Source organism: Nonomuraea sp. NPDC050790, assembly GCF_044456745.1.
Taxonomy (GTDB): domain Bacteria; phylum Actinomycetota; class Actinomycetes; order Streptosporangiales; family Streptosporangiaceae; genus Nonomuraea.
The window spans coordinates 794135-806685 of the sequence record NZ_JBITGF010000003.1; the positions used below are offsets into that span (position 1 = coordinate 794135).

A 12551-nucleotide genomic window follows, 5' to 3' on the forward strand; every position below is an offset into this window, starting at 1 on the left:
GTTGCACAGGAGCGAAGATCTGACCGCACCTGCTGACCCCGCAGCGGTGCGCGAACCAGCCGGTGCGCCCCGGCCGTCCGGCCCTGGCGAAGGCGTGGCCTCTGGCGGCCTGCGCGCGACGGGCCCTGCGCCTGACGCGCCTGTGCTCACACATCGAGGTACGCCTCCAGCCCGGCGAGCCCGCCTTCCCTGCCGTAGCCCGACTCCTTGTACCCGCCGAACGGCGAGGTGGGGTCGAACTTGTTGAAGGTGTTGGCCCACACCACTCCGGCGCGCAGCCGGTCGGCCATCCACAGGATGCGCGAGCCCTTCTCGGTCCAGACGCCGGCCGACAGCCCGTACGGGGTGTTGTTGGCCTTCTCCACGGCCTCGGCCGGGGTGCGGAAGGTGAGCACGGACAGCACCGGCCCGAAGATCTCCTCGCGGGCGATGCGGTGGGACTGGGCGACGCCGGTGAAGACGGTCGGCGGGAACCAGAACCCCTTCTCCGGGATGTCGCATGGGGGCGACCAGCGCTCCGCGCCTTCCGAGTCCCCGATTTCCGACATTTCACGAATCTTCGCCAACTGCTCGGCGGAGTTGATCGCGCCGATGTCGGTGTTCTTGTCGAGCGGGTTGCCCAGCCGCAGCGTGCCGAGCCGGCGCTTGAGCGCGGCCAGCAGCTCCTCCTGAACCGACTCCTGCACCAGCAGCCGCGAGCCCGCGCAGCACACGTGGCCCTGGTTGAAGAAGATGCCGTTGACGATGCCCTCGACCGCCTGGTCGATGGCGGCGTCCTCGAACACGATGTTCGCCGCCTTGCCGCCGAGCTCCAGCGTGAGCTTCTTGTCGGTGCCCGCGACGGTGCGCGCGATGATGCGGCCGACCTCGGTGGAGCCGGTGAAGGCGACCTTGTTGACGTCGGGGTGCGCCACGACCGCGGCGCCGGTCTCGCCCGCGCCGGTGACGATGTTGACCACGCCGGGCGGCAGGTCCGCCTGCTGGCAGATCTCCGCGAACAGCAGCGCGGTCAGCGGGGTGGTCTCAGCGGGCTTGAGTACGACGGTGTTGCCGCAGGCCAGCGCGGGAGCGATCTTCCAGGCCAGCATGAGCAGCGGGAAGTTCCAGGGGATCACCTGTCCCGCCACGCCCAGCGGCCTGGTACCGAACCCGGCGTGCTCCAGCTTGTCCGCCCAGCCCGCGTAGTAGAAGAAGTGCGCGGCGACCAGCGGCACGTCCACGTCGCGCGACTCGCGGATGGGCTTACCGTTGTCGAGCGACTCCAGCACGGCCAGCTCGCGGGCCCGCTCCTGGATGATGCGGGCGATGCGGAAGATGTACTTGGCCCGCTCGGCGCCGGGCAGCGCGCTCCAGACGCCGAACGCCTTGCGCGCGGCCTGGACCGCGCGGTCCACGTCGTCGGAGGTGGCGGTGGCGATCTCGGCGAGCTTCTCCTCGCTGGCCGGGTTGATCGTCTTGAAGGGAGTGCCGGAACCCTCGGCGAACTCTCCGTTGATGAACAGCCCGTAGGACGGCTTGATGTCGACGACATCGCGCGACTCGGGCGCGGGCGCGTATTCGAAGGCCATCGTCAGTCCAAGGTGAAGTAGTCGGGGCCCGCGTAGCGGCCGGTGGCCAGCTTCTCTCGCTGCATCAGCAGGTCGTTGAGGAGCGAGGAGGCGCCGAGCCTGAACCACTCGGGCGTCAGCCAGTCGTCGCCGGCGGTCTCGTTGACCAGGACCAGGTTCTTGATGGCGTCCTTCGTGGTGCGGATGCCGCCCGCGGGCTTCACGCCCACCTGGCGGCCGGTGGCGTCGCGGAAGTCGCGGACCGCCTCCAGCATGATGAGGGTCACCGGGAGCGTGGCGGCGGGGGCCACCTTGCCGGTCGAGGTCTTGATGAAGTCGGCGCCGGCGATCATGGCCAGCCAGGACGCGCGCCGTACGTTGTCATAGGTCGCCAGCTCGCCCGTCTCCAGGATCACCTTCAGGTGCGCCTGGCCGCAGGCGGCCTTCACCGCGACGATCTCCTCGTAGACCTTGAGGTAGTCGCCCTCCAGGAAGGCGCCGCGGTCGATCACCATGTCGATCTCGTCGGCGCCCGCCGCCACGGCCAGCGCCGTGTCGCCGACCTTGACCTCCAGGGAGGAGCGCCCGCTCGGGAAGGCGGTGGCCACCGAGGCGACCTTCACCCCGGAGCCCTTGACCGTCTCGGCGGCGACGGCCACCAGGTCGGGGTAGACGCAGACCGCCGCGACGCGAGGCGCGCCGCCACCAGGACGCATCGCCTTGGTGCACATCGCCCGCACCTTGCCGTGCGTGTCCGCGCCTTCCAGCGTGGTGAGGTCGACCATGGAGATGGCCAGGTCGATCGCCTGCGCCTTCGCGGTCGTCTTGATGGATCGGGTGCCGAGCGTCGCCGCTCGCTGGTCCGCGCCGACCCGGTCGACACCGGGCAGGCCGTGCAGGAAGGCCCGCAGCGTGGTGGCGGAGGCCGCTACGTCCGCGAGCGAGGTAGTCAGAGTTGACACCTCCACAGCATCGCCGACCGGGCAGGCTACCTCCAAACCGGATCAGGTCACCGATAGCTGAGGATCAACTGGCGCGTCACTCCAGCCTCACGCGTCTCGGCCGTCGCCCACATCGTCCTGGTTCCCGGCACGTTGGCCAGGCCGTTCAGGGTGACCTTGCCGACCGGGGTCCGCGTCCATCGCCTGCCCTCGCGGTGAGTGAGCACGTCCGGCAGGTCCTGGCGCCGCGTGGCCAGCCACAACCCGCCCGCGCCGTCCGGCGCGACCCTGCTGTAGGAGGTCCCGGCCGGGCGGTGGGGCAGCCGTTCCCAGAGAGTGCCGTTCCAGCGCAGCACCAGGGCCTCGCGCATGACCCGCTCCTCGCCGATGATGAAGGAGATTCCGCCCACGGCGTACGCCTCGTCCGGCCCGAGCGCCACGATGTCGTGCAGTTCCGCGTACGCGTCGCCGATCCGCGAGCGGCTGGGCAGCGAGATCGACGGCGCCGGCGAACGCCGCCACCCCGAGTCCGTCAGCCGCAGGATCGACGCGGCGTGCGCGGGCGAGGCGGCGCCGAGGCTGCTGAGCGCCCACACGTCCTTCGGCGAGGAGGCGGCGAAGTCGGTGATCGGCAGCGGGGAGGACACCTCCGACCAGCGCCTGCCCGTCCAGTGCCACACCACGTCCCGCATCCCGCGCGCGCCCGAGCGCAGCCCCGCCACCCAGCACTCCACCGGACTCGTGGCCAGCGCCGCCGTCGCGTGGGCGCCGGCGGCCTCGATCGGGCGCGCGTGCCACCTGCCGCCGGTGAGCTGGCGGGCGTCCACGCGGTCCAGGCTCTCCGCGAACTGCCACGCCTCACCCCGTCCCGCCGAGGTCACCAGGTACGGCGGCGCCCCGCCCGCCGTGTTCCGCCAGGCACTGCCGTTCCAGCGCAGAAGGGGTTGCCCGGTCCTGACCACCCAGGCATCGTCGCCGCCGGTGGCGCCCACGTCCTTGTAGCCGCCCAGGGAGCCGTCCGTCCTGGAGACCCGCCAGCTCGCCTCGTGAGCCGCGGCGGGCACGGCCGCCATCAGGGAGAACAGCGCCAGCGCGACGATCGCGATGCGTCTCATGGGGCATCATCGTGGCCTGCCTTAGGCGGGGGGCAGGCGTGTCCTAGGTAGGGGTAAGCCGATGGTTCGGCAAGAGATAAGGCATCCGCCTGATGTGACGGGGTGGGCCTTAGGAGGAGTGTTAGGGGTGCAAACGACAAAGGAGAACGAAATGAACCCCGAGCTCGACTTCCAGTTGATGAAGAGCCAGGCGAGCGAACTGCGCCGGGTCGCCGCCGAGCACCGCCGGGTACGTGAGGCGGAGCGTGGCAACAAGGCCGAGCGCCGCTCGGTCTTCGGCAAGCGCCGCACGTCATGACCCCCGCACGAGAGCCCGGCCGCACCCTCCCTCGCGGCCGGGCCTCACACCCCCCTTGACCACATCACGCAGGAAACACTCCCTCGTCGGTCCCCGCCGCCTCCGGTCAGCGCCTCCTTAAATGCGGCGAAAGCTACAGATAAGGCATGACATGCTGGACGACATGCTGGGACGTACGGTGAGTCCCGTCTTCGTAGGGCGGGAAGCGGAACTCGCCCATTTGGCCGACGCCATGGAAGAGGCCAGGCAGGGCACCGCCACCGCCGTGCTGCTCGGCGGCGAAGCCGGTGTGGGCAAGACGAGGCTGGTGCAGCGCTTCGCCGACCAGGCCGCCCAGGACGGCGCCCACGTGCTCTTCGGGGGCTGCGTGGAACTGTCCACCGACGGCCTCGCCTACGCGCCGTTCACCGCCGCGCTCAGACAGCTCGTCAGGGAGATGGGCACCGCCAGGATCGCCCGCCTCCTGCCGGAGGGCGCCGAGCGCGACCTGGCCAGGCTGCTGCCGGAGTTCGGCGAGCCCACCGTCGACGGCGACACCGACACCGGCCGCGCCCGCCTGTTCGAGCAGTTCCTCACGCTCCTGGAACGCCTGGCCGAGTCCCGCCCGACGATACTGTTCATCGAGGACATCCACTGGGCCGACCGCTCCAGCCGCGACCTGATCGCCTTCCTCAGCCGCAACCTCGCCGCCGCGCAGGTCCTGATCGTGCTCACCTACCGATCCGACGACCTGCACCGCCAGCATCCGCTCCGCCCCGTCCTGGCCGAGCTGAGCCGGGTCAGGGGCGTGCTCAGGCTCGACCTGCCCCGCCTGTCGCAGGACGAGGTGGCCGAGCAGATGACCGGCATCCTGGGCCGGGTGCCCGAGTACGCGCGGGTCCAGAAGGTCTTCGACCGCAGCGAGGGCATCCCGCTGTTCGTCGAGGCGCTGCTGGACGACCCCGACGGCGACTGCGCCTTCCCCGATTCCATGCAGGACCTCATCCTCAGCGCCGTCGAACGCCTGCCCGAGGAGACCCAGCGGGTCCTGCGGGTGGCCGCGGCCGGCGGCATCAGGATCGGCCACGCCCTGCTCGCCGCCGTCAGCGGGCTGTCCGACGTGGAGCTGGAGTCCGCGCTGCGCCCCGCCATCGCCGGCAACGTGCTGCAGATCGCCGACAACCGGGCGTACGTCTTCCGGCACGCGCTGATCCGCGAAGCCGTACACGAGGAGCTTCTGCCCGGCGAGCACCAGCGCCTGCACGCCCGCTACGCCGAGGAGATCTCCCGCGACCGCAAGCTCGTCCCGCCGGGACGGGCCGCGGTCGAGCTGGCCCACCACTGGTACGGCGCGCGCAACGACGAATGGGCCCTGATCTCCGCCTGGGAGGCGGCGCGCAAGTCGATGAAGGCCTTCGCCTACGCCGAGGCGATCCCGCTGCTCGAACGCGTGCTCATGCTCTGGGACAAGGTGCCGGGGGCGGCCGAGCGCATCGAGGCCGACCACACCTACGTGCTGGAGAAGGCCGCGCTGGCCGCGGGCAACAGCGCCGAGGTGGATCGCGGCGTGAAGTTCGTGCGGGCGGCGCTGGCCGAGCTGGACGAGACCACGCAGGCCGACCGCGTGGCCATGCTCATGGCGCGCTGGGCCGCGTTCAAGATCTCCAAGGGCAAGATGGGCGTGGTCGAGGACTTCCACAAGGCCCTGGAGCTGGTGCCCGACCACAGCCGCCCGCGGGCCGAGGTGCTGACGAAGCTCAGCCAGCACCTGATGCTCCAGGGCGAGGTCGAGGAGGGCACCGCCCGGTGCGAGGAGGGCCTGCTCATCGCCAGGGACATCGGCGACGAGTTCCTGGAGGGCGAGCTGCTCATGAACCTGGCGCTCGGCCAGGCCATGGACGGCGGCAGCCTCCAGCAGTACGAGACCAACCAGCGCGCCCGCGAGATAGGAGAGCGCATCGGCGCGCCCCGCCTCATCCTGCGCGCCATCGGCAACAACATCGACGCGCTCAACGACCTCGGCCGCTCCGAGGAGGCGCTGGAGCTCTCCTACGAGGGCGAGCGCATGGCCAAGCAATACGGCCTGATCAGAACCACCGGCGTCTTCATCCTCAACAACCGCGCCGAGGCGCTCGAACTCCTCGGCCGCTGGGACGAGGCGCTGGAGACCGCGGAGCGCTCGCTGCGCTTCGGGCCCAGCCTGCGCACCCGCCACCACATCCTGCGCGTGCAGGCCGACATCGCGCTGTCTCGCGGCGACCTGTCCACGCTGGAGAGCACGCTGTCCGAGCTGGGCGTGCTCAAGGAGCGCCCCGAGGACTTCGTCCAGGACATCACCTCCAGCTCCCGCCTGCACATGGGCTGGCACCTGCTGAAGGGCGAGCCCGAGTCGGCGCTGGAGGTGGCGCACCGGGTGCTGTCGCGGCCGTCGCAGTCCAGCAAGTCCGCGCTCGGCTGGCGGCTGCTCTCCCTCATCGCCCACGTCTGCGACCAGGCGGAGTCCTTCGACCCCACGCTGGCCGAGCACGTGCGCGGCCACGCCGCCGAGGCCGCCGCCACCCTGCGCATCTCCGGCCCGCCCGCCGAGGCCTACCGCCTGACCTACACCGGCGACTTCGACGCCGCCGCGGCCGCGTGGGAACGGCTGCGCCGTCCCCACGCCCAGGCCAAGGCGCTCCTGCACGCCGCGACCATCGCCGCCCAGGCGGGCGACCGGGACGGCGCCGCCGCGCGGCTGCGGGTGGCCCAGCCCCTGGCCAAGGGGCTGTGCGCGACCCCGCTGGTGGAGGAGATCGAGCTGCTCAGCCGGCGGGTGGGCGGGGCCGCCGCGCCGCCGTCGACGTCCGAGCTCCTGACGCCGCGGGAGCTGGAGGTTCTCCGGCTGGTGGCGCTGGGGCGCAGCAACCGCGACATCGCGGCCGAGCTGTTCATCTCGGCCAAGACGGTCAGCGTGCACGTGTCCAACATCCTGGCCAAGCTCGGCGTCTCCAGCCGGGGCGAGGCCGCCGCGGCCGCGTACCGGCTGTCGCTGCTGACGTCCTGACCGGCCACAAGACCCTGACCGGTTACCGGATCCTGACCGGCCACAAGATCCTGACCTGCTACCAGATCGCGTCGGCCAGCAGGATGATGCCGAAGACGGCGAACGCGGCGGCGGCGCCGTAACGGATGGCCTTCTCCGGCAGGTGCCTGCCGAGGATCCGCCCGACGACGATGGCCAAAGCGTCCGCGGCGACCATGCCGACCGTCGAGCCGATCCAGGTGCCGAGCCAGCCGTGCTGCGTGGCCAGGACGATCGTGGCCAGCATCGTCTTGTCGCCCAGCTCGCTCAGGAAGAACGCGACCGTCACCGCGATGATCGCGTTCCTGGTGGTGCGCTGGGCCTTCTTCGACTCCTCCTCGCTCAGCTCGTCACCGCGCAGCGTCCACAGCGCGAAGCCGAGGAAGGCGATGCCGGCGGCGATGGAGATCGCGGTGGTGGGCAGCGCGTCGCCGATCAGCCCGCCGACGGCGACGCTGAGCAGGTGGACGACGGTGGTGGCGATGGTGATGCCGGCCAGCACCGGCCAGGCCTTGAACCTGGTGGCGAACGTCATCGCCATCAACTGGCTCTTGTCACCCAGCTCCGCCACGAAAATGGCCACAAGACTGATCCAGAACGCTTCCAACGGTCCTCATTCCTACGAACCGGACCGGAGCGTCAATCGGGGCAACGACTCTTCGGCCCGGCATGACTGCCAGGCCGAAGGTCTCGTCCGCCTTGTTCAGGCCCACGTGGCCGGGCGCGCGAGCGCCAGTGTGTCGACCACGTGATTGGGACTACTCCCCTTCGGAATATCTCGACCACACTAACAGGAGGATCGTCGCGAATGTTCCTCAGGCGTCGGTGTCACAGCTCACAGCCGACCATCACGGGCTCGTTGACCAGCCGCACCCCGAACTTCTGCGCGACCCCGTCACGTACCTCCCTGGCCAGCGCCAGCAGGTCGGCCGCGGTCGCCACGCCGTCGGGGTTGGTGAGGGCGAGCGTGTGCTTGGTGGAGATGCGCGCCGGCCCGCGGCGGTAGCCCTTGGGGAAGCCCGCCTGCTCGATCAGCCACGCCGCGGGCACCTTCACGGTGCCGTCCGGCAGGTCCCAGCGCGGGTGGCCGGGCGCGCGCAGCTCCAGCTCGGCGGCCTGCTCGGGAGCGAGGACGGGGTTGGTGAAGAACGACCCGGCGCTGCGGGTGTCGGGGTCGTCGGGGTCGAGCACCATGCCCTTGCTGCCGCGCAGCGCCAGTACGGCTTCGCGGGCCTCGGCCAGCCGTACGCGCTCACCCATCGGCACCCCGAGCCGCGCGGCCAGCTCCTTGTAGGCCACCTCGCCCGACAGATCGGAGATGTCCAGCACGTACGTCACGCCCAGCACCACGTGCCGCGACAGATCCCGCTTGAACGCGCTGTCGCGGTAGGAGAACCCGCACCGGCGGGCCTCGATGTCCACCACCTGCCGGGTCTTGCGGTCGTAGGCCCGCACGCAGCGGATGGTCTGCGAGACGTCCTGGCCGTAGGCGCCGACGTTCTGGATGGGCGTGGACCCGACCAGCCCCGGAATGCCGGACATGCACTCGATGCCCGACCACCCCTCGCCGACCGCGCGGTCCACGAGCTCGTCCCAGTCCTCGCCCGCCTCGACCGTGAGCAGCACCTGGGTGCCGTCCCGCTCGGCCCGCACACCGGTCGAGGCCACCTTGACGACCAGCCCGTCGAAACCCTCGTCGGGCACGACCAGGTTGCTGCCGCCGCCCAGCACCAGCGTGGGAACCCCGTCGCGATCGGCCTCGGCGACGAAGGAGACGATCTGCTCCGCCGTGGCGGCCTCGACGAACTCGCGAGCCGGACCACCCAGGCCCAGCGTTGTGTACGGCGCCAGCATCTCCATGAGGCCCTAGCTTATGAGCCCTCCACGACGCGCGGCACCCCCGGCCCTCGACGCGGCGGGCGGCGACGGGCTGGTCGCGTGGTGGGCTCACGGTTCTGAACGAGGGGGCGGGCACGCGACCTCACGTGGCGCCGGTCAGCAGGCGCAGGACGCGGTCGTAGGTGCGGCGGGACTCGCGGTCGCGGTACTCCTCCGGCACGTCGTGGTAGCCGCGGTGGCGCACGGCGCGCACCGGGAGCGTCTCCTGTGGCACCACCAGCTCGCCGTCCAGGCCGAGCGAGAGTTCCAGGTCCGCGTTGCGGTAGTAGCGGGCGTCCTGCGGCATGGCGGTCAGCGCCTCGGCCCGCCGTACCGCCATGAGGTAGCCCATCAGCGCGCGGACCCGGCCAGGGCCCGCCTCGTGCCAGGTGCGCCCGTCCGCGTCGGGGTCGGCGCCCTTCCACCCCGCCGCGACCGCGCCGTTCTGGATCGCCGCCGTCAGCGGCGTGAGCGCGTCGCCCGTGAGGATCGTCGAGGTCTCCATCAGGACGTGCACGTCCGAGGTGTCCAACCGCATCAATGTCGTACGGCAGGCCCCCCACCCGGCCGACCCCCCGAACCAGTGGGGCTCCTCGGCCACGTGCCACACGCTCACCCGCTCGGGCCGCCGGATGGCGTAGTCGTGCAGCACGTCGCCCGCGCCGTCCCGGTTGCCCAGGTCGAGGGCGAGCACGGCGGCGTCGGTGTGCTCCAGCAGCGCCTCCATGCAGGCGCGCACGTCCTCGGGCGAGCCGTCGACGATCAGCCCGACCGAGACCGTGACCTCGGCGGTCTCGGTGCGCTGCCGTTCCCTGGTCACCCCCGCGTCGTCGAGCCGGTTGGCGGCCAGGCTGGCGTCCCAGATCCGCTGCGCGTGGAGCATGTCGTCGTCGGGCGGGCCGCTCGGTCCCGGGTCGCCGGAGAAGCCGAGCTCGGCGGCGGGATCCTCCTGGGCCCCCGCGCCCCGCGCGCCCGTCACCGAGCCACCGCCACCGCCGCCTGTGGTGTCGCGGCCGGTGCCCGAGGAGGGGGCGACGGCGCGCGGCTTCAGGCGGCGGGGCGGGCCGTCGTCGGTCACGGCGGAGATCGGGATTGAGCGGACGGTCGGCCAGATGGAGTAGGGCGGCTTCTCCCGCAACGTGTAGCCGTCAGCGGTGTCCTCGACCAGCCACCCGTCACGCTCCATCCGCGCGCGCAGCTCGTCGGCGAGCGCGTAGTCGCGCTCCGCTCTCGCCTTCACGCGTTGTTCGGCCAGCTCGATGACGTGGTGCGGCGCTTCACTCATACCGACCGCCCTACCCCAGGACAGGCCGCCTATATCAGGACAGCTGGACCACCGCACGTGCCTTGGAGAGCACATGGGCGTCGGCCGACTTCGCCACGAGCCCGACGACGACCCGCTTGTCCTCCAGCTTCTCCTCCACCACGCCGCTGACGGAGATCGTCGCGCCGGCGTCGTCGTCGGGCACCACGACCATCGAGGAGAACCGCACGCCGTAGTCGACCACCGCGGCGGGGTCGCCGGCCCAGTCGGTGACGAACCGTCCCGCCTGGGCCATCGTGAACATGCCGTGCGCGATGACGTCGGGCAGGCCGACGGTCCTGGCGAAGCGTTCGTTCCAGTGGATCTGGTTGAAGTCGCCGGAGGCTCCGGCGTACATGACCAGGTTGAGCCTGCGCACCGGGTACTCGGCGGCGGGGATCTCCTGGCCGACCTCGACCTCGTCGTACCTGATCGTCGCGGTCATCTCAGGCCGCCCCTCCGCGCTCGACGATGGTGTTGTAGGTGGTGCAGACGGGCTCGCCGGCGACGGTGCTGACCTCGCTCCTGATCGTGAGCAGCTCGTTGCGTCCGGCGCTGCGGATGTCGGTGATCGTCGATCGGGTGACCAGCTCGTCGCCGGGGTAGATCGGGCGTGTGTACTCGAACCGCTGCTCGCCGTGGACCACCATCGCGTAGTTCAGCCCCAGCTCGGGATCGGCGAGCGCCTCGCCGCCGCTCTGCAGGCTGAACACGATGGGGAAGGTGGGTGGCGCCAACACGTCCGGATGTCCCGCGGCCTGGGCCGCGTCCCGGTCGCGGTAGATCGGGTTGTGGTCGCCGATCGCCGCGGCGAACTCGCGGATCTTCACCCGGCTGACCTCGTACGGCGCGGCGGACGCATACGACCGCCCCACGAAATCACGGTTCAAGGCCATTCGTGCCCCTTCACGCGTACCTGAGCTTTGACCCGACCGTAACAGAACAAGGTTCGGCTGTCGCCGTCTCGACCTCATCGTGAACCGGCATTGCCACCCGATGACCCTGACCACGGATGATGCCCGTTCGTCAGATCGGACAGAAGTGAACAGACACTCCACTTAGGGCATGATCTGTACCATGCGCCGTTTCCTCGACTGGACCACCGCCGTCCCTCTCCTCGCACTGCTGGCGCTGGCTCTGACGTGGGGACGCGAACCGCCGATGGTCGTCGTGATCATCGTCGCGGTGCTGCTGGCGGGGGCCGTGCTGGCGGCGGTGCACCACGCGGAGGTCATCGCGCACCGGGTCGGCGAGCCGTTCGGGTCCCTGGTGCTCGCGGTCGCGGTCACCGTGATCGAGGTGGCGCTCATCGTCAGCCTGATGATCAGTGGCGGCGAGAAGACCGCGACGCTCGCCCGCGACACCGTCTTCGCCGCGGTCATGATCACCTGCAACGGCATCGTCGGGCTGTCGCTGCTCGCCGCCACCCTGCGCCGCCGGGTGGCCGCCTTCAACGCCGAGGGCACCGGCGGCGCCCTGGCCACCGTGGCCACGCTCGCGACGCTGAGCCTCGTCCTGCCGACGTTCACGACCAGCGCCCAGGGCCCGGAGTTCTCCCCCGGCCAGCTCGCCTTCGCCGCCGTGGCCTCGCTCGCGCTCTACGGGCTGTTCGTCCTCACCCAGACGGTACGGCACCGCGACTACTTCCTCCCGGTCACCCACGACGGCCAGGCCGTGGCCCCCGACGGCCACGCGCCCCAGCCGACCACCAGAACCGCGATGACCAGCCTCGCCCTCCTCCTCGTCGCCCTCGTGGCCGTGGTGGGCCTGGCGAAGGTCGAGTCCCCGATCATCGAGTCCCTCGTCTCCGACGCCGGGCTGCCGCACGCCGTCGTCGGCGTCGTGATCGCCCTGCTGGTCCTGCTGCCGGAGACCATCGCGGCGGTGCGGGCGGCCAGGCGCGACCAGTTCCAGATCAGCCTCAACCTGTCGCTGGGCTCGGCGATGGCCAGCATCGGGCTGACGATCCCGGCGATCGCGCTGGCGTCCATCTGGCTGGAGGGGCCGCTGGTCCTGGGACTCGGCGGCACCCACATGGTGCTGCTCGCCCTGACGGTCGGCGTCTCCACCCTGACGGTGGTGCCGGGGCGGGCGACGTTGCTGCAGAGCGGCGTCCACCTGGTCCTGTTCGCCGCGTTCCTGTTCCTGGCGGTCAGCCCGTGAACCCGGGTGACCTTGGGGTTGGACCGCCCGGGTGACCTTGGGGTTTACCACCCAACCGGCCGTTATGGGGGTTTGACCACTTGGCCGGCCGTGGGGTTGGCCAACTAAGCGGCCTCGGGGGTTTGACCACTTGGCCGGCTGGCGTGGCGCCGTTGCGGCGGGCGCCACGTCCGACGTGAGAAGCGATCCCCACGATCGGCGCCCGCGCGCGTCGGTGGGTGGGGGTGGGGCGGCGGGAGCCGTAACGGATCCTGAGCTTCTAAGGA

General features: G+C 71.0%; 11 protein-coding genes. 3 read left to right on the forward strand and 8 right to left on the reverse strand.

Annotation, left to right across the window (positions count from 1 at the left end):
- Positions 1-146: 146 nt before the first annotated feature.
- Genes ACIBEJ_RS18780 through ACIBEJ_RS18790 form a run of 3 tightly spaced genes read right to left on the reverse strand, consistent with a single transcriptional unit; the run spans position 147 to position 3603 of the window.
- Entirely contained in the window at positions 147-1568 is a 1422-nt protein-coding gene (locus ACIBEJ_RS18780) for an aldehyde dehydrogenase family protein (protein ID WP_397183994.1), read from the reverse strand.
- Positions 1569-1570: 2 nt separating this feature from the next.
- A complete protein-coding gene (gene deoC / locus ACIBEJ_RS18785; RefSeq protein ID WP_397184325.1) occupies positions 1571-2500 on the reverse strand; it encodes a deoxyribose-phosphate aldolase in 930 nt (309 codons plus the stop codon).
- 56 nt (positions 2501-2556) lie between these two features.
- Positions 2557-3603: a hypothetical protein gene (locus ACIBEJ_RS18790; protein ID WP_397183995.1), complete on the reverse strand. Its 1047-nt coding sequence runs from the start codon at positions 3601-3603 to the stop codon at positions 2557-2559.
- Between the two features lie 151 nt (positions 3604-3754).
- Here ACIBEJ_RS18790 and ACIBEJ_RS18795 point away from each other — a divergent pair, with 151 nt between their 5' ends.
- Positions 3755-3901: a hypothetical protein gene (locus tag ACIBEJ_RS18795; RefSeq protein ID WP_397183996.1), complete on the forward strand. Its 147-nt coding sequence runs from the start codon at positions 3755-3757 to the stop codon at positions 3899-3901.
- A 163-nt stretch (positions 3902-4064) separates the two neighbouring features.
- Positions 4065-6923, forward strand: coding sequence for an AAA family ATPase (locus ACIBEJ_RS18800; RefSeq protein ID WP_397183997.1), 2859 nt, complete (start codon positions 4065-4067; stop codon positions 6921-6923).
- 58 nt (positions 6924-6981) lie between these two features.
- On the opposite strand, the gene ACIBEJ_RS18805 is transcribed toward ACIBEJ_RS18800, so the two are convergent.
- The 5 genes from ACIBEJ_RS18805 to ACIBEJ_RS18825 form a co-directional block, all read right to left on the reverse strand.
- Positions 6982-7548 (reverse strand): TMEM165/GDT1 family protein, encoded by a 567-nt coding sequence (locus ACIBEJ_RS18805; protein ID WP_397183998.1) that lies wholly within the window; start codon positions 7546-7548, stop codon positions 6982-6984.
- 221 nt (positions 7549-7769) lie between these two features.
- Positions 7770-8801 (reverse strand): UDP-N-acetylmuramate dehydrogenase, encoded by a 1032-nt coding sequence (locus tag ACIBEJ_RS18810; protein ID WP_397183999.1) that lies wholly within the window; start codon positions 8799-8801, stop codon positions 7770-7772.
- A gap of 121 nt (positions 8802-8922) precedes the next feature.
- Positions 8923-10104 (reverse strand): hypothetical protein, encoded by a 1182-nt coding sequence (locus tag ACIBEJ_RS18815; RefSeq protein ID WP_397184000.1) that lies wholly within the window; start codon positions 10102-10104, stop codon positions 8923-8925.
- A gap of 34 nt (positions 10105-10138) precedes the next feature.
- Entirely contained in the window at positions 10139-10567 is a 429-nt protein-coding gene (locus ACIBEJ_RS18820; protein WP_397184001.1) for a MaoC family dehydratase, read from the reverse strand.
- Between the two features lies 1 nt (position 10568).
- Positions 10569-11018: a MaoC family dehydratase N-terminal domain-containing protein gene (locus tag ACIBEJ_RS18825; RefSeq protein ID WP_397184002.1), complete on the reverse strand. Its 450-nt coding sequence runs from the start codon at positions 11016-11018 to the stop codon at positions 10569-10571.
- A gap of 181 nt (positions 11019-11199) precedes the next feature.
- On the opposite strand from ACIBEJ_RS18825, the gene ACIBEJ_RS18830 reads away from it, so the two are divergent.
- Positions 11200-12285 (forward strand): calcium:proton antiporter, encoded by a 1086-nt coding sequence (locus ACIBEJ_RS18830; protein ID WP_397184003.1) that lies wholly within the window; start codon positions 11200-11202, stop codon positions 12283-12285.
- The last annotated feature ends 266 nt before the right edge of the window (positions 12286-12551 follow it).